This window comes from Pseudazoarcus sp. NS34 (assembly GCF_059703725.1).
Genome location: NZ_BAAKIZ010000001.1, coordinates 59,338 through 82,320, shown reverse-complemented (window position 1 = coordinate 82,320; position 22,983 = coordinate 59,338). Strand labels below are relative to the sequence as shown.

Annotated in this window: 19 protein-coding genes and 1 riboswitch; of the genes, 10 read left to right on the top strand and 9 right to left on the bottom strand. The window is 64.1% G+C overall.

All coding sequences use genetic code 11. From position 1 onward, the window contains the following. Positions 1-41 precede the first annotated feature (41 nt). On the top strand, positions 42-1,493 hold the full coding sequence (locus tag AC6H0N_RS00375; protein ID WP_497572072.1) for a sodium:solute symporter family transporter: 1,452 nt from the start codon (positions 42-44) through the stop codon (positions 1,491-1,493). Between the two features lie 90 nt (positions 1,494-1,583). Here the strand turns inward: AC6H0N_RS00375 and AC6H0N_RS00370 are convergent, their stop codons facing one another. The 4 genes from AC6H0N_RS00370 to AC6H0N_RS00355 all read right to left on the bottom strand — a co-directional run bounded on the left by AC6H0N_RS00370 (position 1,584) and on the right by AC6H0N_RS00355 (position 8,122). Next, the gene (locus tag AC6H0N_RS00370; RefSeq protein ID WP_497572071.1) at positions 1,584-3,698 is read right to left on the bottom strand and encodes a TonB-dependent siderophore receptor; all 2,115 of its coding nucleotides are present in this window, start codon (positions 3,696-3,698) and stop codon (positions 1,584-1,586) included. A 68-nt stretch (positions 3,699-3,766) separates the two neighbouring features. Next, a riboswitch (TPP riboswitch) is annotated at positions 3,767-3,865 on the bottom strand. Positions 3,866-4,002: 137 nt separating this feature from the next. Beyond that, positions 4,003-6,429: a TonB-dependent siderophore receptor gene (locus AC6H0N_RS00365; protein WP_497572070.1), complete on the bottom strand. Its 2,427-nt coding sequence runs from the start codon at positions 6,427-6,429 to the stop codon at positions 4,003-4,005. Positions 6,430-6,599: 170 nt separating this feature from the next. Next, a complete protein-coding gene (locus AC6H0N_RS00360) occupies positions 6,600-7,619 on the bottom strand; it encodes a FecR domain-containing protein (RefSeq protein ID WP_497572069.1) in 1,020 nt (339 codons plus the stop codon). Further along, complete coding sequence (locus tag AC6H0N_RS00355; RefSeq protein ID WP_497572068.1) at positions 7,616-8,122, bottom strand: sigma-70 family RNA polymerase sigma factor; 507 nt, start codon at positions 8,120-8,122, stop codon at positions 7,616-7,618. Before AC6H0N_RS00355 ends, AC6H0N_RS00360 begins: the two co-directional genes overlap by 4 nt. 147 nt (positions 8,123-8,269) lie before the next feature. On the opposite strand from AC6H0N_RS00355, the gene AC6H0N_RS00350 reads away from it, so the two are divergent. Further along, a complete protein-coding gene (locus tag AC6H0N_RS00350; protein ID WP_497572067.1) occupies positions 8,270-8,701 on the top strand; it encodes a DUF6491 family protein in 432 nt (143 codons plus the stop codon). 245 nt (positions 8,702-8,946) lie between these two features. After that, on the top strand, positions 8,947-11,127 hold the full coding sequence (locus AC6H0N_RS00345) for a TonB-dependent receptor (protein WP_497572066.1): 2,181 nt from the start codon (positions 8,947-8,949) through the stop codon (positions 11,125-11,127). A 103-nt stretch (positions 11,128-11,230) separates the two neighbouring features. Here AC6H0N_RS00345 and AC6H0N_RS00340 read toward each other — a convergent pair whose 3' ends face one another. Then, on the bottom strand, positions 11,231-12,139 hold the full coding sequence (locus tag AC6H0N_RS00340) for a LysR family transcriptional regulator (protein WP_497572065.1): 909 nt from the start codon (positions 12,137-12,139) through the stop codon (positions 11,231-11,233). A gap of 253 nt (positions 12,140-12,392) precedes the next feature. Between AC6H0N_RS00340 and metE the strand changes: the two genes are divergently transcribed. The 4 genes from metE to AC6H0N_RS00320 all read left to right on the top strand — a co-directional run bounded on the left by metE (position 12,393) and on the right by AC6H0N_RS00320 (position 17,349). Then, the gene (metE, locus tag AC6H0N_RS00335) at positions 12,393-14,687 is read left to right on the top strand and encodes a 5-methyltetrahydropteroyltriglutamate--homocysteine S-methyltransferase (RefSeq protein ID WP_497572064.1); all 2,295 of its coding nucleotides are present in this window, start codon (positions 12,393-12,395) and stop codon (positions 14,685-14,687) included. Positions 14,688-15,181: 494 nt separating this feature from the next. Beyond that, positions 15,182-15,817: a hypothetical protein gene (locus AC6H0N_RS00330; RefSeq protein ID WP_497572063.1), complete on the top strand. Its 636-nt coding sequence runs from the start codon at positions 15,182-15,184 to the stop codon at positions 15,815-15,817. Positions 15,818-15,836: 19 nt separating this feature from the next. Beyond that, the gene (locus AC6H0N_RS00325) at positions 15,837-16,223 is read left to right on the top strand and encodes a hypothetical protein (RefSeq protein WP_497572062.1); all 387 of its coding nucleotides are present in this window, start codon (positions 15,837-15,839) and stop codon (positions 16,221-16,223) included. Between the two features lie 289 nt (positions 16,224-16,512). Next, positions 16,513-17,349, top strand: coding sequence for a hypothetical protein (locus AC6H0N_RS00320; protein WP_497572061.1), 837 nt, complete (start codon positions 16,513-16,515; stop codon positions 17,347-17,349). Between the two features lie 238 nt (positions 17,350-17,587). Here AC6H0N_RS00320 and AC6H0N_RS00315 read toward each other — a convergent pair whose 3' ends face one another. The 4 genes from AC6H0N_RS00315 to AC6H0N_RS00300 form a co-directional block, all read right to left on the bottom strand. Further along, a complete protein-coding gene (locus AC6H0N_RS00315; protein WP_497572060.1) occupies positions 17,588-18,085 on the bottom strand; it encodes a GNAT family N-acetyltransferase in 498 nt (165 codons plus the stop codon). Beyond that, positions 18,048-18,362, bottom strand: coding sequence for a type II toxin-antitoxin system TacA family antitoxin (locus AC6H0N_RS00310; protein ID WP_497572059.1), 315 nt, complete (start codon positions 18,360-18,362; stop codon positions 18,048-18,050). The genes AC6H0N_RS00315 and AC6H0N_RS00310 overlap by 38 nt, the downstream gene beginning before the upstream one ends. A 449-nt stretch (positions 18,363-18,811) precedes the next feature. Then, positions 18,812-19,435 carry a DUF4142 domain-containing protein gene (locus AC6H0N_RS00305; RefSeq protein ID WP_497572058.1) on the bottom strand — a complete coding sequence of 208 codons (624 nt, stop codon included), beginning with the start codon at positions 19,433-19,435 and terminating at the stop codon, positions 18,812-18,814. A 734-nt stretch (positions 19,436-20,169) separates the two neighbouring features. Beyond that, the gene (locus tag AC6H0N_RS00300; RefSeq protein WP_497572057.1) at positions 20,170-20,514 is read right to left on the bottom strand and encodes a hypothetical protein; all 345 of its coding nucleotides are present in this window, start codon (positions 20,512-20,514) and stop codon (positions 20,170-20,172) included. Here AC6H0N_RS00300 and AC6H0N_RS00295 point away from each other — a divergent pair. From AC6H0N_RS00295 to AC6H0N_RS00285, 3 genes are all read left to right on the top strand, one after another. After that, positions 20,513-20,779, top strand: coding sequence for a hypothetical protein (locus AC6H0N_RS00295; protein ID WP_497572056.1), 267 nt, complete (start codon positions 20,513-20,515; stop codon positions 20,777-20,779). The two genes, AC6H0N_RS00300 and AC6H0N_RS00295, sit on opposite strands and share 2 nt — an antisense overlap. Positions 20,780-21,318: 539 nt before the next feature. Continuing rightward, positions 21,319-21,519 (top strand): CsbD family protein, encoded by a 201-nt coding sequence (locus tag AC6H0N_RS00290; RefSeq protein ID WP_497572055.1) that lies wholly within the window; start codon positions 21,319-21,321, stop codon positions 21,517-21,519. A 138-nt stretch (positions 21,520-21,657) separates the two neighbouring features. Beyond that, a complete protein-coding gene (locus AC6H0N_RS00285) occupies positions 21,658-22,965 on the top strand; it encodes an ATP-grasp domain-containing protein (RefSeq protein ID WP_497572054.1) in 1,308 nt (435 codons plus the stop codon). The last annotated feature ends 18 nt before the right edge of the window (positions 22,966-22,983 follow it).

Here is a 22,983-nt window from a genome sequence, read left to right as displayed (position 1 = left end):
AGCGCGGGCTCCGTCCATAGCCGTTTCAGGAGTCCCGCAGCATGCTCAGCGCACCAGCCGCCATCACGTGGCTCACCTTCTTTGCAGCAGCCTTTGCCATTGCCGGCATGGCCTATGCCCGCCGCTATCGCGGCAACCTTGAGGAATACATCGTCGCCCGCAACAGTCAGGGGTCGGTCGCGACCATCATGACCTTGCTGGCCTCGTCGCTGGGCGCGTGGATTCTGTTCTCGCCGGCGCAGGCGGCGACCTGGGGCGGTCTGGCCGCCGTCATCGGTTATGCGCTGGGCTCGATGTCGCCGCGCATCGCGATGATTCCGCTGGGCAAGCGCATGCGCGAGCTGATGCCAAATGGCCATTCACTCACCGAATTCCTCATCGCGCGCTACGGCCGGCCGATGTACTGGCTGACGCTGCTGATCATGATTTTCTACATGTTCATCGCGCTCACCGCCGAGCTGACCGCCATCGGCAAGCTGGTGCAGCTGCTGGCGCCGGTGCCGCTGTGGGTGAGCGCGGCCATCGTGATGGTGGCGACGCTGATCTACACCACCTACGGCGGGCTGCGCGCGTCGATCTTCACCGACAAGATGCAGGTCATCATCATCATTCCGCTGGTGGGCGCGCTGATCGGGCTCGGCTGGCAGGTCACGGGCGGCTTCGGTCCGGTGGTCGAGCGCCTGCAGGAAACCGCGCCGCGCCTGCTCGACTTGGGCGACATGGCCGGCATCAAGGCCGGCCTGACCTTCTTCTTCGCCATCCTGCTGACCGGCATCTTCCACCAGGGCAACTGGCAGCGCATCTACTCGGCCAAGGACATTCCGTCCATGCGTCGCGGCTTTCTGCTGGGCGGCGTGCTGGTGGTGCCGTTCATCTTCATCATGGGTCTGTTCGGCCTGGCCTTCATGGCGCTCACGCCGGATGGCGACAGCTCCATCGCCCTGTTCACCGTGATCCTGTCGGAAATGCCGCTGTGGCTGGCGATTGCGCTGATTCCGCTGGGCATCGCGCTGGTCATGTCGAGCGTGGATACCGGCATCAGCGCCATTTCCAGCATCGTCGCGGTGGATGTGGGCCGCGCCATGCCCACGGCCAGTCCGGCCAACCTGCTGCGTCTGGCGCGCTGGCTGGTGGTGGTGATGGCCATCCCGGCGCTGATCGTGGCGGCGCAGGGATTCAGCGTCCTGTACCTCTTCCTGCTGGCCGATCTGCTGTGCGCGGCGGCGGCGTTCCCGGTGTTCTTCGGGCTGTTCAGCCGCGCGCACGACGGCTTTTCGGCCATGGTCGGCACGCTGGCGGGTCTGGTGGCCGGTCTGGTGATGTTCCCGATGCCGGGTGCGCCGATGACCTACCTGCTCGAATCCTTCCTGCTGGCGGCGGTGGTGCCGGTGGTGGTGATCTACGCGCTGCGCTTCGTGCGCCGCGGCAACGCGGCCTTTGATCTGGACTCGCTGTCGGCGAGCACGCGTACGCTCAGTCAGGAACATATCTGATCACTGTCGGTGGCGAGCCACCGGCTCGAACACCATAAAAAGAACGGGCCTCGGCAAACGCCGAGGCCCGTTTTTCATTGCAGTCAGCGATCAGAAATCGAACTGTGCCGTCAGCCGCAGCGTGCGCGGTGCGCCCGGAATCAGGTAACCGCCCAGCGTGTTCGAGGTGTCGCCCCAGTAGAACTTGTCGAACAGGTTGTTGATGCCGAAGCGGAAGGTGGTGGGCGTGTCGCCGATTTCCGTCAGGTAGCTCGCGCCGACGTTGACCACGTGATAGCCGCTGACCTTGGTCAGGATGGTGCCGGCCGGGGCGAACAGCTTGCTGCTGGCGTACTGCCAGCTGCCGTTGAAGCGCAGCGCCGGCATGGACGGCACGGTGTATTCGCCGTACACGATGCTCTTGTAACGCGACACGTTGCCCACGCGGCGACTCGATTCGGTGGCGTCGCCCTGCACGTCGGCCAGCGTCAGCGTCAGGCTGGCGCCGATCAGCAGGTTGCGCGTGACGCGCCCGTTGGCCGACAGCTCCAGGCCGCGCCGGCGGTCGGTGCCCGAGGCCTGGAAGGCCTGCCCCACACCCGGCAGATATTCATAGGGGCGTTGGAGTTGGAAGACGGCGGCGGCCACGCTCAGGTCGGGCGAGAGATCAGCTTTCACGCCCAGTTCGAGCTGGCGCGATTTCGATGGGTCGAGCACCTGGCCGCTGTTGGTCGAGCCCACCGGCGCCGTGCCGCCGGGCTCGAGACCCCGCGAGATCGAGCCGTAGAACGACAGCGCCTTGTTCGGGCTGTACACCAGCGCCACGTTGGGCAGCACAAAGTTGTCGCTGGTGCGACGCAGCAGCGTGCCGGCGGCGTTGAACTGGTCGCGATCCAGCGTCACGTAGCGCAGGCCGGCATGCAGCTTGAACTGATCGTTCAGGTGCAGCACGTCCTGCACGAACACGGCGCGCTCGGCATCCTTGCGGCGCAGGCTCACCGGGTTGTTGGCCAGCGGGCTGGGTGAGACGTCGACCGGGTCGTAGATGTTGCTGGTGCCGCGCGGGTCGAAGACATAGTCGGCAAAGCTGTCGCGGCGGTTCATGGTGGCCGCGCCGAAGGTCAGCTCGTGGCGCACCGAGCCGGTGGCGAGCTTGCCCTTGAGCAGGGCCTGCGTGCTCAGCACCGTGCGCTTGTCGTTGTCGCGGCGCAGATCGACCACCGTGTAGTCGCCGTTGGACTGGAAGTTCGATGGCAGCGCCACCGCATCGTCTCGGCGCAGCGTGTGGTGGTTGACCGACAGTTCGGTGCGCCAGTCGTCGTTGAGGTCGTAGCTGAACTTCAGCCCGTAGTTGGTGGTGTCGTCGACCACCGGGCTGCTCCACGGCTGGTTGTTGAGCATGTCGCGGGCGCTCACGTTCTTCGGCACCGTGGTGCCGCCCAGCAGCTGAAAGCCCGGCACCGAGAGCTGCGACTTGTGCATGCGGTCGAGGTCGAACTGCAGCAGCGCACGCTCGCTCAGGCGCCAGTCGAAGGCGCCCGAAACAAACTGCCGCTCGCCGTTCGAGCCGCGCACATACGAACGCACCTTGGAGGCCGCCGCATTGAGGCGGTAGCCAAAGCGGCCGTCTTCGGTGCGCCCACCCAGATCCACCGCGCCGTACAGCGTGCCGCGCTCGCTGGTTTCCAGCGTGACGGTGCGCAGCGGTACGTCGGTCGGGCGTTTGGTGACGTAGTTCAGCACGCCGCCGGACGAGGCAATACCCGCCTGCAGACCGGCCAGGCCCTTGAGGATCTCGATCTGTTCCTTGTTCTCCAGCGCGACCGGCGAAGTGCCCAGGATCACCAGCCCGTCCTTGCGGTAGCTGGAGCCGTAGTCGAGCTCGAAGCCACGGATCGCCAGACGGTCCGACAGGCCGACCGCGTTGTAGGAGTTCTGCACGCTGGCGTCGTACTTGCCGGCTTCGGTGGCGCTGCGGATGCCGCGCTCCTGCATCTGCTGCTGCGTGATTACCGTGATCGAGGCCGGTGTCTCGCGCAGCGGCGCTTCGGAGAAGCCGCCCACGCTGGCCTTGCGGCCGATCTCGTCGGATGCAGCGGTGTCGCTCACCACGACATCGGGCAGGGTGATTTCAGCGGGTTCGACGTCCTGTGCAAAAGCGACGGACGACAGCGCGAGCACTGCGGGCAGTGCGAGCAATTTCGGGGGGCGGGGCAGGAAGGGCATCTTCGTTCGACTCGATCGCGTGAGGACTGCGCGCGAAGGGGCGGACGAGACAGCGGGGCGGAGGGCACCCCATGAACGTCATGCTTCCCTACGCTGGCATTATCCAGGTCAGGTTCAAGGGTCTTTCTCACCCGAAGACGACGTCTTCAGGACCCCTAGCGTGCCGCGATACTAGCATCGGGCAAGCCGACGCCAAAGAGCTGGATTCCGGGATGTTGACGTGGGGCAAGTCGAGATCGCCTAACGTGTTGCCCGGATGCAAAGAACCCGGCCATGCAGCGCATGGCCGGAGAGGGGGGAGGGCTCAGAACCTGTATTTCAGCGACACATTGACGCTGCGCGGTTCGCCCCAGGTGTAGGTGCTGTAGGCGTTGAAGATGGTGTAGTACTTCTTGTCGAACAGGTTGTTGATGTTGATCGAGCCGGTCAGGTTGTCGTCGAAGCGATAGGTCGCCATGGCGTCGAACACCCAGTAGTCATCCACCGTGTGTTTGACCATGCCGCCGGCGGCCGGGTTGTTCACGTCGCCCCAGGTCTCGTCCTGCCAGCGCGCACCGCCGCCCAGCGTCAGGCGGCTGCTCTGGCCCCACGGTTTGTAGGTGGCGAACAGCGTTACCTGGTTGGCGGGGGCGAGGGTGGAGACCTTCTCGCCCTGGCGGCGCGAGACGCTGTGGCTGTAGCCGGCGTGCAGGTTCCAGAAGTCGTTGAGTTGGCCCGACAGCTCCAGCTCGACGCCCTTGGTCTTGACGCCGCTGATGGCGCGGTAGGCCGTGCCGCCGTCCGGGGTCAGTCCGCCGGTGGCTTCGGCGAAGTTGTCCTGTTCGAGCTGGAATATCGCGGCACTGGCATTCACGCGGCCACCGAGGAAGGCGCTCTTGATGCCCAGCTCGATGTTGGTGCCTTCCAGCGGATCGAGCGTGCTGCCCGACTCATCGCGGCGCGACTGCGGCTTGAAGATGCCGGTGTAGCTGCCGTACACCGAGTAGGTATCGTTCAGGTCATAGACCACCCCGAGGTAGGGCACGACCACGCCGGATTCCTGAATGGTCTCGGCCTTGTAGCTCGACACGCGGGCGCCGGTGATCAGCTTCAGGTCGTCGCGCAGGTTCCAGCGTGCGGTGGCGTAGAGGCCTTTCTCACGCGTGGTTTCGTCGTTCTCGCCGTGCCATGCGGCCGGGTCGTTCCAGTCCGGTTCGGGAACGTTGCCATCCCACTCGTAGTAATCGTCGACAGCCGTCGGGTAGCCCACATTCGGGCCGTCGCCCTTGTTGGTCCAGCGCCGGTCGCTGAGCCCGCCGCCGAGCACCAGTTCGTGCTTGCGACCGAACAGGTCAAAGGGCCCGTTGGCGTAGAAGTCGGCCGCGTTGGCGCGCGTCTTGCCGACATAGCGGCCCACCCACATGTTGGTGCCCGAACCGTCGGACGGGTCGGGGTTGCCGCCACCGACGGCGCCCAGCGGCGCGTCATAGCCGTTGATCTGGTGGTTGAGCTGCAGCTTGGCCACCCAGTCGTTGGCGAAGTAGTGCTCCAGCGTGGCAAACACGGTGCGGGTGTACTGCTCCCAACTGCTCCACTTCGCGCCGTTGTTGAACGAGCGCGAGCGCTTGTTGAAGTTGCCCTCGGTGTCGTAGATCGGGATGCCGCCCCAGGTCGAGCGCGTCGGCTTGTTGTCCTGGTAGTCGGCGCCCACGGTCAGCAGCGTGCTCGGGCTGAGGTCGGCTTCGAGGATGCCGTAGAACAGCGGCGTCTTGCGGCGGTAGCCGTCGAGGTGCGACTCGCGGTCCTGATAGGCCACCACCGCACGGCCGCGCAGCGTGCCTGCGGTGTTGAGCGGGCCGGACAGATCCACTTCCGTTCGGTAGTTGTCCCACGCGCCGGCGCCGACGCTGACGTGGCCCTGGAATTCGCGCGTGGGCTTCTTGCGCACGAGGTTGATGGTGGCTCCGGGGTCGCCACTGCCGGTGAGCAGGCCGGTGGCGCCTTTGAGTACTTCGACGCGGTCGTAGATGGCCATGTCGCTGAGCGTGTTGCCGGCGGAATAGCCGGAGTTGCGCTCCATCGGAATGCCGTCGTACTGGAAATTGTTGATGGCGAAGCCGCGCGCGTAATACACCGTGCGCTCGCTGTCGTAGGTCAGGATGCTCACGCCCGGGGTGTGCTGCATGACCTTGTCGATGTTGGTGAGCTGGAAGTCGTCCATCTCTTCGCGCGTGATCACGCTGATCGACTGCGGCGTCTCACGCGGCGTGAGCACCAGCCGGGTGGAGGTGGCAATGGCCCCCGGCGTGTAGGTGTCGGAGCCTTCGGTGATCTCGCCCAGCTGGTTGGCCGTGACCTGCACGGCCTTCAGCGTGGTGGTACGGGTGGAAACCTTGCGCAGCGTGAGCTCACCGCCGCCCTCGCGCACCGCTTCCAGGCCCGTGCCGCGCAGCAGGCGCTGCAGGGCTTCGTCAGGCAAAAGCTGCCCCTCTACGCCGGGGCTGGTCAGGCCGGCGGTGAGGCGGGCATCGACCGCCAGCTGCACGCCGGCCTGCTGACCGAAGCGGCTCAAGGCTTGGTCGAGGTCGCCGGCAGGTACATTGAACTCGCGCACGGCGCGCTCGCTGGCGGTTTGCGCGAGCGCCGAGGTGGCGGCCACGGCCATGCCGCCGCCCAGCAAGGCGAGCAGCAGGGCGCGGGCCAGCGGGGCCATGCGGTGTTGCGAGGGGTTGGCACTGCGGGTGGTACGCATCGGATTTCCTCTCATCGGGTTCGAGTCGAACCGCTGCGGCTGAAAGGTCCGCAGGGCTCCTGATGCGTTTGCCCCGCGAGATCGAAAAACCTGCCTATTTTTTTGTGTGAAGTGTTCGCAGCCGCCGCTGGCGTCAACCAGCCAGCAAGCCAGCCTCGGCGCCAGCAGCTTCAGGATCCGGTGTGAGGCACGACGCGCACCCAGTAGCGGGTGAGGCTCTGGACGCGCACCGGGAGTGCGCGTTCGAGTGAGGCCAGCACGGCGTCGGTGGGGCGCGGGCCGTCCAGCGGCCAGGTGCCGGTAATGCGCAGGTCGGCCACCTCCGGGCTCCAGTGCACATGCCCGGGGCGGTGGCGCGCAAGCTCGGCGAGCAGATCGTCGAGCCGGCGGTTGGCGGCCACCAGCATGCCGTCCACCCAGGTCTGCAGGGTTTCGTCGAGGGGCTCGGGCGGAGTCAGGAAGTTGCGCGCGAACAGCGTCTGTTCGCCGGCCTTGACGCGTGTCGGCGGGTTTCCGCTGGCGGGGTACACATCTACGGCGCCTTCACGCACGCCGAGCCGGCTGTGGTCGGCCTGTTGGTGCACGCTGAAACGGGTGCCGACTGGCACCAGACGCGCATCCCGCGCCTCCACCCACAGCGGTCGCCCGCTCGGGTCTGTGGCGGTGACGACTTCGATTTCACCTTTGCGCAACAGGATGCGGCGCGCATCCACGTCTTGCACTACATCCACCTCGGTTGCGGTGTTCAGGCGCAGCAGCGTGCCGTCTGCGAGCGTGATGCTGCGCCGCTCGCCTGCGGCCGTGCGCAGCTCGGCCGGTCGCGCAACGGCCCAAAGTTCATCGCGGCCCGACCACAGTAGCGTGCCGGCCGCTCCGGCCCACAGCAGGTGGCTCAGCATGCGACGCCGGTTCATGCGGCTGGCGCGCACCAGCGTGTTGCGCGCCACATCGGGGGGCAATGCGGTGTTGCCCTGCAGGCGCTTGCTCATCTGCTCCAGCCGGGCCCAGGCGCGTTCGTGGTCGGCGTGCGCACTGCGCCAGGCGAGTAGCGCACGGCCTTCAGACGCAGTCATGTGGCCGGAGGCCTGCAGCACGAACCAGTGGATGGCGCGGTCGAGCACGCTGTCGTCGATCGGCCGTTCGTCTTCCGGCGTGGCGGGGTTCGGCGGGTACGCGAGTGGCGGACTCATGCCGTGTACAACGCCTTGTAGCAATGGGCGATGGCGCGAATCATGGCTTTTTGCACTACGTTCACGGTGACGCCCAGGCGTTTGCCGATGGCGGCGTAGGTCAGGCCGTCCAGTTGCGACAGCAGAAAGATGTCGCGCACCTGCGGTGGCAGACCGTCAATGAGGCGGGCCACTTCTTCCAACGCCTCGACCACCAGAGCGCGCTCCTCGGGCGACGACGACAGCGCTTCGGGTCTGCGGGCCAGTTCTTCCAGGTAGGCCTGCTCGAGCGCCCGCCGCCGCCAGTGGTTGATTACCAGCCCGTTGGCGATGGTCGTGAGGTAGGCGCGCGGCTCGCGCAAGGCCACGCTCTCCGGTTTGGCCAGCAAGCGGACAAAGGTGTCCTGCGCCAGATCGGCCGCCTGATGCGAGCAGTTGAGCTTGCGCCGCAGCCAGCCATGCAGCCAGCCGTGGTGTTCGCGGTAGAGGGAGTCGAGTGCGTGGGGCGGAGCAGCGGTGCTCAAGGATGTCTCCGAGTGCGAAAGCGCTGGCTGGCCCGAGAAGGGGTGGCTGGCTATAATTGAGAATCGTTATCATTGTGGTGGGTTCGCTCGCCATCGTCAAACCGCATGGCGGACTGCATCAGGTCGAGTGCCGCCGGGAGGGGAAAAATGAATCACGCGTCTGCCCGTCTTGCGGGCTGTGCAGGGGCCGTGGCGCTGGCCGGAGTGCTGACGGCCTGCGCTGGCGTGCAGGAAATGCCCGAGCGGCCGGCGGTTGTGTCGCAGCAACTGGAGAAGCGCGGCTACCGCATGGGCGAAGAGGTGCGCCGGGTGTCGTCGTTCGAGATATCGGGCTGGAACTACATTGACGATCACCACATGCAGATCGACGGCGGGCCCGGGCGCGCCTATCTGGTGACCTTCCTTTTCCCGTGCCGCGAACTGGCCTGGGCCGACCGCATCGGCTACACCGACAGCGCCGGCAGCTTCGGCCGCAGCGAGCGCGTGGTGGTGTTCGACATGGGGCGCCGCGTGAGTTGCCCGGTGGGCGAGCTGCACAAGCTCGAACGCATCGAGCGCGACAAGGCCAGCCCTCAGTAGCGACTTTCTTCAGCGATATTGTCTGCGTTGCTCAGCGGCTCGCGGCTGTGAGCCAGCCGTGCCGTGGATGCTTGTTGTGCTCGTAAGCGCAGCGCGACGAGGCCGCTCCGGCAGGGGGGCGGACTCGATTGAGGCAACGCTGATGGAGGAAATTGGCAGGAATGCTGCAGTTATTCTAAAAAATACAAATGAGATTGATTCGTATTTGTAATAGTGCGTAAGATGCGTGTCCGTTTGACACATGCATGGGTGATCGATTGCGCAATGAACTTCCTCTCAGCCAGGCCGCGCCTCGGCTGAAACCGCTGGTGGCGGCGTTTTTCGCCGTACTCGCGCCTCTTGCGGCGCATGCCGCCGACGACGAGAAGGTGAAGACTCTGGAGGAAGTCGTCGTCACCGCTGACGTGCTTGATCCTGATGATTCACGGCCGCGTACCGTGTCGACTGCCACCAAGACCGCGCTCGACCCCAAGGACGTGCCGCAGGCGATCAATACGCTGGAGATGAGCAAGTCGAAGGTCTACGGGCTGAACGACCTGAGCGTTCTGCTCGACGGCACGCCCGGCGTCGACACCGAATACGACATGCGCGGAGACGGCATCAACATCCGGGGCTTCTCGGCAGATTCGAACGACATCTACCGCGACGGTGTGCGCGCAACCGGCCAGATCCGGCGCAGCACCGCCAACGTCGAGCGCATCGAAATCCTGAAAGGACCGGCCTCAGTGCTGTACGGCCGCGGTCTGGGCGGTGGGGTGGTGAACCTCATCAGCAAGCAGGCGAGCTTCGACGCCGTGAGCAGCATCAACCTGCGTGCCGGCTCGTGGGACAACCAGGGCACCACGCTCGATCTGAACCACGTCATCAACCCCAATTTGGTGGTGCGCCTGACGGCGGACTACGAAGAGGCGGACAGCTTCCGCAAGGGCATTTCCAACCGCAACCGCATGGTTTCGCCCAGCATCCTGTACGACAACCACGACAACTTCAGCTGGCTGCTGCAGTACACCTACGACAAGGTGTGGCGCCGCCCCGACCGCGCGCCGGCCTTCAACACCTTGCCCGACGATGTGTCGCACAGAACTGCCTATGCGCACCCGGATGACTACGTTGAAGACGAGATGGAGATGTTCCGCTCGGTCATGAATTACCGCTTCAACGACGCATGGGCGGTGAAATGGACCGCTGCCGTGCATGAGGCCAACCAGAGCTTCGACCACCTCTACGGCGGCGCCTATTGCCAGCTCGACGGCACCCTCAAGAGCAATGGCAATGCATGCGCCAACCCCGGCCTGATGACCTTCACGCGGGCGTGGCAGGACACCAGCAACCGCACGCTGACCAACAACGTGGACTTCACCGGCAAGTTCAACACCGGCTCGGTAAGCCACGACGTGCTGATCGGCCTCGAACTGAGCCGGGAGAACCGCAGCCCTGATCTGGCTACCTCGCAGAGCAGCTCCGACCCCTCGCTCGCCTACCCGTATCCGGTCGATCCCTACAACCCGGTCTGGGTGGCGCCCAAAACGCCGCGTGGCGAGGCCAAAACCTCCAACCGCCACAAGGCCGAATCGCAGGCCCTCTACCTGCAGGATCTGATCGGCCTGAACGAACAGTGGAAGGTGCTGGCCGGCCTGCGTTTCGATCGCTTCGAGTTTGGCTCCCACAACCTCATTTCAAACGAGAAGCGCAGCTACAAGGGCACAACCGTCAGCCCGCGCCTGGGCGTGGTGTGGCAACCGGTGAAGGACCACAGCCTGTACGCCTCGTACAGCAAGAACTTCGCGCCCTATGGCGGCCGTGGCCTGATGAGTGTGGCGGTGGGCGACAGCGCGGTGTATGACGAGAAGCCGCAGTTCTCCAACCAGTACGAAATCGGTGTGAAGAGCGACTGGGCAGGTGGCCGTTTGTCCACCCAGGTCGCCCTGTACGAGCTGGAGCTCTACAACATCCGCTACCGTCCGGACGCCGTGAACGACCCCTACACCTGGGCTGTGCGCGGCGGCCAGCGCTCACGCGGGCTGGAGCTGAGCATGGCCGGCCAGGTGGTGCCCAACTGGTATGTACGTGGCGGCCTGGGCTTCCAGGAAGCGAAGGTCAGCAAGGACAAGGTCTCGCCCGCCGTGGAAGGCAACTACCTGCCCGACATCGCGCGCCGCACCGGCAACCTCTTCGTGCGCTACGCACCGCCGGGCAACTGGTATGGCGAAGTGGGCGTGACCTATCGTGGCGATTCCTACACCGACAGCGCCAACACCAGCAAACGCGACGGCTATACGCGGTGGGATGCTTCCGTGGGTTGGCGCCTCTTGCCCTGGACCATCACGCTGGCCATCACCAACCTGACGGATACCAAGTACTTGCGCTCGACCAGCATGCCGGGCGCACCACGCACGGCCTTGATCAGCGCCAACTACGTGTTCTGATCGGAGAGTTGCCGGACGTTCTCAAGCCCGCTCGAAGTCGAGCGGGCTTTTTGTTGCCTGCAACTTGCGGGAGGTGTGCCGCCGTAACGTCGGTCGAGCGGCCTCAAGTCGAAGGCACCGGGACGCGGTGCGTGCGCGCCAGCTCCACAAAGGCGCGCAGGTAGTCGATGTCGGCGTCGGCTTTGCGGATGCCGAGGTAGATCTGCTTCGCGATGCCGTTCTTGCCGAGCCGCACCGGGGCGATGTCGAGTTTGGTGGCGTATTCCTCCACCAGCCAGCGCGGCAGCGCCGCCACGCCGCGGCCGCTGGCGACCATCTGCAGCATGATGTCGGTGGTCTCGATGGGCTTGTGGCGGCGGGGTGCAATGCCGGCCGGCGTGAGGAACTGCGTGTAGATGTCGAGCCGGTCGGTTTCCACGGGGTAGGTGATCAGTGTTTCGTCTGACAGCTGTTCGGGGCGCACGTAGGCCGCGCCGCGCAGCGCGTGCTGCGGCCCGACCACCAACACCTGCTCGTAGTCGAACACCGGCTCGAAGTGCAGGCCGGGTTTGAACAGTGGGTCGGGCGTGACCAGCATGTCGATCTCGTATCCGAACAGCGCGCCGATGCCGCCGAACTGGAATTTCTGCTTCACATCCACATCCACCGCCGGCCACGCCGCGAGGTAGGGCGAAGCCACCTTGAGCAGCCACTGGTAGCAGGGGTGGCATTCCATGCCGATGCGCAGCGCTCCGCGCTCGCCGCGCGCGAACTGGCGCAGGCGCTCTTCGGCATGGTCGAGCTGCGGGATCAGCCGGTTGGCCACGGCCAGCAGGTATTCGCCGGCCTGCGTCGGGCGCAGGCTGCGGCCCTCGCGGTGCCAGATGGCAATGCCGAGCTGGTCTTCGAGCTTGCGCATGGTGTGGCTCAGCGCCGACTGCGTGAGGTGAAGCTGCTCGGCCGCGGCGGTGAGCGAGCCGTGATCGGCCACGGCGCGCACGATGGCCAGGTGGTTGCGTTCAAGCAGAGGCATAAGGGTTTGCGTGAGCCGTATTCATGAATTCATGAAAAAGTACCATTTTTATTCATGATTCGCTCGGCCTAGCATTGCGTCCTTCTTCAACAGGGCGACCCGAAGAACCGTCGCGAGCGGTCGGAGTGCAAGGCGCACGGAGCGCAGGATGCGAGACATACCAAATAGGTAGGCGAGCATCCGAGCACCGCGCAACGCAGCAATCCGACCGCGCAGCAGGTTATTTGGGATGCCTTTACGCAAGGCGTAAATCATGGCTTTCACCCACAACCTCGGCTTTCCGCGCATCGGCGCGAAGCGCGAACTCAAATTCGGTCTGGAGTCGTACTGGAAAGGCCAGTCCACCCGCGACGAACTCAAGGCGCTCGGCGCCCATCTGCGCGCCCGCCACTGGGGCAAGCAAGCGCAGCTCGACCTCGTTCCGGTGGGCGACTTTTCGTTCTACGACCAGGTGCTGGACATGAGCTTCACGCTCGGCAACCTGCCCGAGCGCGTGCGCGGCTTCCAAGGTGACGCGCTGGACAACTACTTCCGTGTTGCGCGCGGTCGGTCCGCGCAGTCTGCAGAAGAGCACGTCGGCTGCTGCGGTGGCGTGGCCGCGGGCGAAATGACCAAGTGGTTTGACACCAACTACCACTACATTGTCCCGGAATTTGCCGCCGACACCCGCTTCACGCTGGACGCCTCGCGCCTTGTCGAGCAACTGCGCGAGGCCCGCGCCCAGGGCGTGGCGGCCAAGCCGGTGATCATCGGCCCGGTCACCTACCTGTGGCTGGGCAAGGCCAAGGACGACTCCAACAAGCTCGATCTGCTGGCGCGCCTGCTGCCGGTGTATGCGCAACTGCTCGACCGCCTGGCCGACGAGGGCGCCGAGTGGGTGCAGATCGACGAGCCGGTGCTGGTTACCGAGCTCGACGCCGACTGGAAGCACGCCTTCAACCTCGCCTACCACGAGCTCAAGGCCAGCAAGGTGAAGCTGCTGCTCGCCACCTACTTCGGCACGCTGCAAGAGAACCTGCACCTGACCGCCAACCTGCCGGTGGCCGGCGTGCATGTGGATGCCGTGCGCGGGCGTGACGAGGTGAACAGCCTGCTGGGCCTGCTGCCGACCAGCAAGGTGGTGTCGCTGGGTGTGATCGACGGCCGCAACATCTGGAAGACCGACCTCGCCGCCGTACTCGAATGGCTCGAACCGCTGCAGGAACGCCTGGGCGAGCGCCTGTGGATCGCCCCGTCGTGCTCGCTGCTGCATGTGCCGGTGGATCTGGACAGCGAAGAGCGCCTGGAGCCGGATGTGCGTTCGTGGTTGGCCTTTGCCCGCCAGAAGCTCGAAGAGCTGCACGTGCTAGCCCTAGCGCTCAATTTCGGCCGCGCGACCGTGCAGGCGGAACTGGACGCCAACCGCGCCGCAGTCGAAGCCCGCCGCGCTTCGCCGCGCGTGCACAACCCGGCCGTCAAAGCCGCGCTGCAAAAGCTCACTGCCCAGCTCGGCCAGCGCAAGAGCCCGTATGCCGCTCGCGCCGGCAAGCAGGCCGCACATCTGAAGCTGCCGAAGTTCCCCACCACCACCATCGGCTCCTTTCCGCAGACCGCCGACATCCGCCAGGCGCGCAGCCAGTTCAAGGCCGGCGAGCTGGATGAGGCGGCCTACCGTGCCGCCATGGAAAACGAGATCACCCGCAGCGTGCGCGAGCAGGAGGCCCTGGGGCTCGACGTGCTGGTGCACGGCGAAGCCGAGCGCAATGACATGGTCGAATACTTCGGCGAGCAGCTGGCCGGCTACGCCTTCAGCCAGTTCGGTTGGGTGCAGAGCTACGGCTCACGCTGCGTCAAACCGCCCATCCTGTTCGGCGACATCAGCCGTCCGAAAGCCATGACCGTGGAGTGGAGCCAGTACGCCCAGTCGCTCACCGACAAGCCCATGAAAGGCATGCTCACCGGTCCGGTGACCATCCTCAACTGGTCCTTCGTGCGCGACGACCAGCCGCGCGCCACCACCTGCTGGCAGCTCGCACTGGCCATTCGCGAAGAAGTGCTCGACCTCGAAAAAGCCGGCGTGCGCGTCATCCAGATCGACGAAGCCGCCCTGCGCGAGGGCCTGCCGCTGCGCCGTGCCCAATGGCAGCACTACCTCGACTGGGCCGTCACCGCCTTCCGCATCACCGCCAACGGCGTCGAGGACGAAACGCAGATCCACACCCACATGTGCTACTCGGAGTTCAACGACATCATCGCGTCCATCGCCGACATGGACGCCGACGTCATCACCATCGAAACCTCGCGCTCCGACATGGAACTGCTCGACGCCTTCGACCACTTCAACTACCCCAACCAAATCGGCCCCGGCGTGTACGACATCCACTCGCCCAACATCCCGGACCAGCAGCACATGGTTCAGCTGATGAAAAAAGCCGCCGAGCGCATCCCGGCTGAGCGGCTGTGGGTGAATCCGGACTGCGGGCTGAAGACGCGTCAGTGGAATGAGGTGATTCCGGCGCTTAGCAATATGGTGGAGGCGGCGAGGGTGTTGCGGGCGGAGGTGGCCTGAATCGGGTCCCCGTAGCTCAGGTAAGCGCCCTCCGGGCGCGCACCTGAGAGCAGCGGCTGACCGCCGACAGGTCATACCCGAACGACACCATCCCCGAGTCGTTCAACCACATCTTGTCGATGTGCTGGACGCCCACCTTCCAGCCAGTACAGAAGTGCCTCGCCTTGTCTGCCGCCCAAAGATGCGGGGTGCCGCATATTGTGGAAGCGTACGGCGGCACGAATCCGTGGACATGGGCCTGTTAGCTTCGTAAGCTGTCATTCAAATTGCGTATGTGCTCACGTGGCTGATCCAAAGCCATTGCCCGGCGCAGCGGCGGCAATAGTGCAGTGCTGGTTTTCATGGTTTGTTATGACGGCTTTTTGTACAGCCTGTGTCCCGGGTGTCCAGGCAGCAAGCGCCTTCCGTGGCGGGTCGATGCCTGATGTTCTGGAGCAGGCCCGATGTTACGCAGCAGGTCAGTCGCCCTAAAACAAAGTTAGATGTACAGAGCCATGAAAAGAAATCTAATCGGAATCGTCATTATTGGTCTCTTGGCTTTTGTGGCTGGAAGCTATCTTGCCCCTTGGCCCGCAAAAGCCGATAACGGGAAACAACTCTACGAAATAAGGACTCCGCAAGGCTCGAAATATCTCATGAAATCTGATGAGTTATACGGCTGGAAAATGCTCACAGACCCTAAAAACCCTAGAGCCGGAATCACCATCGCACGGGATGGAAAAAAAATAGCTAGCATCTCTGAGGCATCCGACAATATTCGCTTTATTGTGATTCACGGCTCAAACAATCCACTTGGTGGAGTACGAGTTACTGATCAAGGGAATGATGGCTACCTTGATGAAATAACCTATTTCCCCAACAGTGGAATCACCATCGATTCCGACTTTGATGGCCAGCCAGATACCAAAATTTCACTTACTGGCGATACCCTTCATTGGTATCAAGACGGGTGGTGGGTTGAAAAGAAGGATGATCAGAACGGGACGTATATCGAAAGAAATGGGGTTCGTGTTCCAGCAAGTTACTCATCCGGCAAATGGTTATTCGGCTCTGGGGCACCAAACACGTCTAACACTTCATTCAACAGGGACGCACAACAGCAGGCTTCGCCCGCTGTTGGCGCCCGTTAATTCGAACGTTAGGCCTCGTATGTCCACCCGTCTTGTTGACCACCGCCTCCTGGGAACGTGGCGTTCTGACGCTGCGCTCACATTGGCTGAATGGGTGTTCGCGCGGGGTTCGAAGGGCGAGGCAAAAGCAAGCATCGCCAAGAGCTTCGGCAAACTAGAAATGCGCTATACCGCGGCTCGCGTGTTCACCGAGTTCGAAGACGACCGCACGGTTTGCTCCTATCGAATCGTCGCAGCCGACGAGTCGTCAGTAGCGATTGTTCGGCGAACGGAAGGAAAGGATGAAATACAGCACATCCACTTCGTCGAACCAAACATTCATTGGGTGTCGGTCGGTCGCAACAGCGAGTTCTTGCGTCTGCCGCTCATGTCGAACGTTATACATCTTGGGACGCATAGTGAATAGAAACCAAGTTCTCGCAGCACTCGAAGATACGGAATGGGTATACGCGGGGTCAGGTCTAGATTTTATACCCCACAGAATCGCTATCCTGGGCCTTACACAGTTCGGTTCGCTGAGCTGATTTGCTGCCTACTGTCGTCCTGGTCAATTCGTTTTTTCGACGTAAATACAGCATAAAACGGTGTCTCCTGGATCGCGACGTCATGCGCTATCGGGTAGCCTGTCGCAGAGAGGCCCCGTTGCAGTACGCGCCTACCCGCCCGTCAGACGAACACACGTTGTGAGCCCCGACATGCCTCGCCTTCCGCTCCCTGCCATCACCGATCTGCCGCGTCGCCGGATGCTGTGCCGGCTCGCCGCTCTTCCGCTGTGCGTTCTGGCCTCGGCAGCCTCGGCGCAGCAGCTTGAAACCATTCAGCTCCGCCATCAGACGCCCGACCGCGTGCTGCCGATACTCCAGCCTCTGCTCGCGCCCGGCGGAACCCTGACCGGTTTCAATGACAAGCTCTTCCTGCGCACGACGCCAGATAACCGCCAGCAGATCCTGCAGGTGCTTGCCGAGATCGACGCCCCGTCACGGCAACTGATCATCCAGGTCAGTAGTCAGGGCAAGCATAGCGAAGGCCAGCGAGGCTACTCGATCGGCGGTGATGTGGTCGTCGGGGGCAGCGGCACCCGAATTGAAGGCAGCGCCCGTGACAGCGAACGCACGCGCAGCAGTTCTGGCGAGCAGCGTGTACGTGCCACCGAGGGCAGCCCCGCCTTCATACAGGTCGGGCGCTCGTTTGCGATCCCGCTGCGCGAGGTGGTGATCGGCCCGAACGGGGCGGTTATCCGTGAGACCACCGTCTGGCGGGATGTCGGGAGCGGGTTTCATGCGGTGCCGCGCCTCAGCGGACAACGCGTGACGCTCGAAATCACCCAGTTCGCTGATACCGCCACAAGCAGACGCGGAGATGCCGACACCAGCCAACTGAGCACAACGATCAGCGGCCAACTTGGCGAATGGATTGAACTCGGCGGCACCGCTACTTCAGACCAGAGCAGGAGCAGCGAACTGCTCGGGCGCGGCACTCGTCGGGAAGCGAGCCAGCAATCGATCTGGTTGAGGGTGGATCTGGCGCAGTAAGCCGAAGTTTGCGGGGCCCTCCCGGGCGCGCCGATGAAAAAGCGCACGTGCGTACTCGGGGTCTGGAACCGTGCTCGGGGTCTGGAAGTTGTACCTGACGCAATTCGATCTCAGCTACCGAACAGCTCCCCTCATGGCATACGCGGGCTCAGAGTTTGTACCGCGCTAAAGTCGGGTTTCGGCTTGCATATGGTTCCGCGAGATGAGCCGACTAGCCGCCGACTTTCGCTTTGGCCATTTATGCGCCAAACAGCGCCGCAGCCGTTTTGACCGGCAGAACCAGCCTGTTGGGAGAGCCGGGCAGCGTCTGAAACCCGAAATGTTGGTAGAAGGCTTCCGCCTGCGGGTCTTTCGCATCCACGAGAATTGCCGCGATGCCGACCTGTGTGGAAACGCGGACGGTGCGTTTCAGCGCATCCACCAGCAACAGCCCGCCAAGCCCTTGGCCTTGGGCGCCGGTAGCGACCGCCAGGCGGCCCAGCAGCACGATGGGGATTTTTCGCGGCAGCGTTTTGGCGATGCTTGCCGGTAAATCCTCGGTCTGCGCTTCGCCTACGGTGAGGCTGTAAAAGCCCAGCACGATTCGATGGTCGGCTGGGCTTTCGGCTACGTAGGTGCGGGAAATTCCTTTGCTGAGGTGCTGCTTGGCGATGCGCTGGAACCACTTGTCCAGCGCGTCGCTGCCGCACGAGAACGCCTCAGTGTCGTGATGACTTTGCAGCGGAAGGATCTGCACGCTCGACTTCCTGCTCGTAGCGCCGGGCAGCCCGTTGCAGCGCCTGGTTGGGGGCGGGCGGGTTGTCCAGCAGGGTGGCGATGAAGGTGGCGTCACGGCGCGACAGGCTCACCCGCGTGAAGGCATCAATGATCGTGCGCGCCTTTTCGGAGGCAGCCTGAACGATGAATTGATTGACGGTGATGCCTACCAGCGCTGCGGCTTCCTCCAGCTCGTCTACGACGGGCTGCGGCGCGCGTGCCGTGATGCGGCCTCGTTCTTCTGTCTTGGTTGCCATGTCGGCTATCTCTATGTCTTTGTACGCGTCTTGCTTGAGGTGTATGTCCTCGTCGGGCTCGTATCGCACTGTGGGCGCTTCAGCACGACGCGCTGTCGATCCTGGGGACGCGGAAAGTATATATCGTGGTGCCAGTTTGTCACCAATGGTTTTGGATTGGCGTGTAGGAAGTTGTACTTCCGGGAGACGCGCCGACCTGGAGCACTTGCCACCCTACGTGGCACCAGCGGCGGAGTCTTGTGCAGCGTGAATGTTTCTCGAACCGGAACATGTGGATGATTTTCGGCAAGAGGGCGGTATTCGTTCCCGATCGGGAACATTGACCTACGCCAGTTAGCTCAGCCAGCCAGTGATTTCGCGGCGAGCGCGTTATCGGCCACTCCAACGTAAAAACGCCTGCCAACCCTTGCAGGTCGGCAGGCGCTTTTTCAGCGGCTGGATCCAGCCGGTCAGTCGTCGATCTGGCGGCGCAGGGCGCGGGCCATTTCGAGGTGGTCCCTCAGTTTCGGGAGGTACTTCTCGGCATAGGCGCGGATCTCGGGATCCTGCACTTCGTTGACGGCTTCCTGGAACAGTTCGACGGCTTCCTCATGGGCGGCTTCGCCGATGCGGGCCGCGTACATGGCGTCGAACGGGCCGCCGCTCAGTGCGTCGAGGGCGAGCAGCTCGGTGCGCTGCACCACGGAAGGATCATCCGGCAGAACGAAGCCCTTGCGCGCTGCGAGTTGGCGCAGCTCGTCGTTGGCCTTGGTGTGATCGTCGATCATCTTCTGGGCGAACTCGCGCACGGGGGCGCTGGCTTCGCTTTCCAGTGCCATGCGGCTGCCTTCCACTTCGGCCAGGCCGGACTGGGCGGCGTTCTCCAGGAAATCCTGGTCTTGCTCGGCGAGTTGCTCGGTTTGGCCGTATTGCGTGGTGGACGTGGTGCCCGGCTGCTGCGTGACCGGCCGCGGGTCTGCCGGCGGCTGGGTGGGCGCGGTGGTGCCGGTGGAGGTGTCTACGGCAAAGGCCGTCATGGAGAAGAGGGCGAAGCTAGTGGCTGCGACGGTCGTGGTAAGTCGGGTTCTGATCATGTGATCCTCCTTGATCGTTTGTTTGGGCACGGTCTTGCAAATCCGGGTTCGTGCCTGATCGCTGACTTCTTGCGTGCACGCTTGAAAGGGCTTGGCGCAGTACGCCCGGCGCCTCTCAAACCATTCGAGCATTGCTTCCCGGCGTGGGAAGAATGGTCCCGCATGTGCGTCGCACGTCGGGTGCTCCCGCCGCATCCACCGCGGTCATGAGCGGCCTGTGCGATTCGATCTGGAAGTGTTCGAAGGTGGAGGAGTCAACCATCAACTTCGCGATCTCATCGGACATGTGCCTCCCGATCACAACCGGGCAGGAGGCGGCGAGAGCCCCCGACACGCTTGCCTGTCGCAAACGGCGTTCCCGCCCCTGAAGGCGTCGGGGCGGCGCGGGCCGCCGCTGCCGGGTGTACAAACTTCACCCCCGCGGTAAGGAGTACACCGCTTACCTGCTGAGGGCCGCGTGGTGGCGCAACGCATGTGGATTTTTGAAATGGCACAGCCATGTGGCCCGGCGACGGCGAGTGCAAGGGTGTGGAGGTGGGGTTCGGGAACAGGCTTTGCAGCGGGGTGGCACACGGACCAGATCCGTGGCGTTACAACTCACCAAAGGAGTAACCCATGAACACCATCACTTCGAAGGGCCGCATTGCTGCAGCGGTCGGAAGCACTCTCCTCCTGGCGCTACTGGCCAGCGCGAACGTTCACGCGGCCGGCGGCACCACCGCCATGCAAATCGCTCAAGGCTCGGGCAGCAGTGGCAGCTCGGGCACGGGAACCGGTACAGGTTCCGGCACCGGAACTGGCACCAGCACCGGCACCGGAACAAGCACGGGTACCGGCACTGGCGCCGACACGGGGACGAGCACCGGTACCGGAACAAGCACTGGCACCGGGACAAGCACTGGCACGGGCACAAGCACCGGTACCAGCACAGGCACCGGCGCGGGCAGCTCAACCACTCCCCGCACGAGCCCGAACATGGACGGCGATCCGAACACCTCGGTCACGCCGGGCAGCACGACTACGCCGGGTAGCACGCCCAACGGCAGGTCGAGCCCGGGCACCACGACCAACCCGGGCATGAGCAGCACGCCGGGCACGGATGCCGACATGCGTCGTGACCAGATGAATGATCCGGAGCGCCGGGACAACCGCAGCGGTAGCGACGTCCAGCGCAGGGGCACCGATACCAGCCCGACCGGTGGTGGCGCAGGTGCCGGCACGGGCACTGACCGGACTGGCGGGGAGAGTGACACCACGCGCGGCACCCGCGGCGATGGGCCCGGTGCCGACGACTACCGTGGCACCGGTACCGGCACCGGTACTGGCGGCACGACCCGCTACTGAGCCGTGCTGCCAATCCGGCCTGTGAGCTGGGTTGAAGGCATTTGCGGCGTCGGCTGCCCTGGTGGGCATCCGGCGCCGCTTTCCGTTTACGGGCGTTCTCAGATCGGCCTGACCGACCTCCGGTAATTCCTCCAGCCGCTGTGTAGATAGTTCAGCGCGGGGCCCTTGGCGCTGCCTACGGCGTGTCACGCGATTGAGCCCGCCACGTGCGGCACAGCGCGGGAGATGCCGCTCCGTCACCTCCACGGCACGCCAGTTGCTACCCACTTCAGGCGAACGCGCCTGGGCCAGAAGCCTTGACCGAGGTGCCGCCGCTCGATGGCGCCGCCGGCCCGGTTTGCGGGTTGGGCAGCGCGATGGAAGAAGCCGGTCTCTTTCAAACAGGTGTTTCGGGCGTTGCGGTTTGCGCGCTGAAGCAGCGAAGCAAACGCAGGTTCGACACGGTTCGGAGGCTTGTCGTGTCAGCGCAATGAGGCCTGTCGCTTTCCCGGTGTATGGGGCAGTGCGACCGGATGGATCACAACCCAAGGAGTCAGACCATGGCAAACGAAGACATCATCAAAGGCAACTGGAAGCAGGCTGTTGGCCGTATCAAGCAGCAGTGGGGAAAGCTCACTGACGACGATCTGACCACTGCGGAAGGCCACCGTGACTATCTGATCGGGCGGGTGCAGGAGCGCTACGGCATCGCACGTGACGAGGCTGAGAAGCAGGTGCGCGAGTTCGAGCGCGGTCTGTAACCGGGGCGTGCGGCGAGGCCACCGGCCGCCGCCGCTTTCAACGTTCAGCCTGCTCCATGACGGCCGCCCCGCCGGAATGGAGCAGGGTGTCGGAGGCCTGCGCGAGGCAGTGGCTCCGGCTTGCAAGGGGCTTTCTGCATGAAGAAAAACATTGTCATTCCCGCGCTGGAAGAGGTTCAGCGCGCGGGGCTTCGTACGCTTCGCACGGCCGAAGAGATGGAGTTCCACAGCCTTTTGAGTATCGAGACTTTGGTCGAACCCGAATCGCTGTCGTTCGACGCCTTGCTGGCGCAGGCCAGGGAAGAGCTCGACGGCATCCCGGGCACGGTGGACGCGATCATCGCGCAATGGGATTTCCCGACCAGCGTGATGGTGCCGATCCTGTGTCGCGAGCGCGGTCTGCCGGCGCCTTCGCTGGAGAGCGTGCTCAAGTGCGAACACAAGTACTGGAGCCGACTCGAACAGCAGAAGTCGATTCCCGAGGTGGTTCCGCGCTTTTGCAGCATCGACCCGTTCGCGGACGACCCCGTCGCCCAGCTGACCATTGGCTACCCGTTCTGGCTGAAGCCGGTGAAGGCCTTTGCATCACAACTCGGCTTCCGGATCACCGACGAGGCGGAGTTTCGCGACGCGCTGGCGACCATTCGCGAAGGCATCCGCCACTTCGGCGAGCCGTTCAACGAGGCGCTGGCGCACGCTCAACTGCCGCCGGAGATCGCGCCGGACAGCGGCAACACCTGCATTGCCGAACAGCTCATCTCCGGTGTGCAGGGCGCGCCCGAAGGCACGGTGTTTCAGGGCGAATTCAATGTGCACGGCGTCATCGACCAGCCCAAGGAGCAGATCGAGGCGACGTGGGACCGGCTGGAGTATCCGTCTGCGCTGCCCGAGGCGGTGCAGCACCGCATGATCCAGACCTGCCGGCGTTTTCTCGAACACATCGGCTTCGACAACGGCTGCTTCAATGCCGAGTTCATGTGGGACGAGGCGGACGACCAGCTGTGGCTGATCGAATTCAATACGCGCATCTCGCAGTCGCACAGCGAAATGTTCGTGATGGTGGACGGCATGTCGAACCACGAGGTGGCCATCGACATCGCCTGCGGTGAGCGGCCGGCGATGCCGAACCGGATGGGCGAATTTCCCGTTGCGGCGAAATGCATCATCCCGCACGAACACAGCGACGGCGTGGTGACCCGCGTGCCCAGCGACGAGGAAATTGCCGAGCTGGCGCAGCGCTTTCCGGGCACCAAGGTGCGGCTCGACGTGGCGCCGGGCACACGGCTGAGCGAGTTGCCCAACCAGGAGAGCTTCGCCTATCACCTGGGCACCTTGTATCTGGGCGCGGACAGCCACGCCCAGATCGGACAGAACTACCGCGCCTGCCTCAAGGCCCTGCGTTTCGACATCACCACAGTCGAGGACGACGACCGGCAGAGCGCTTGAACCACAAGGAGGACGACG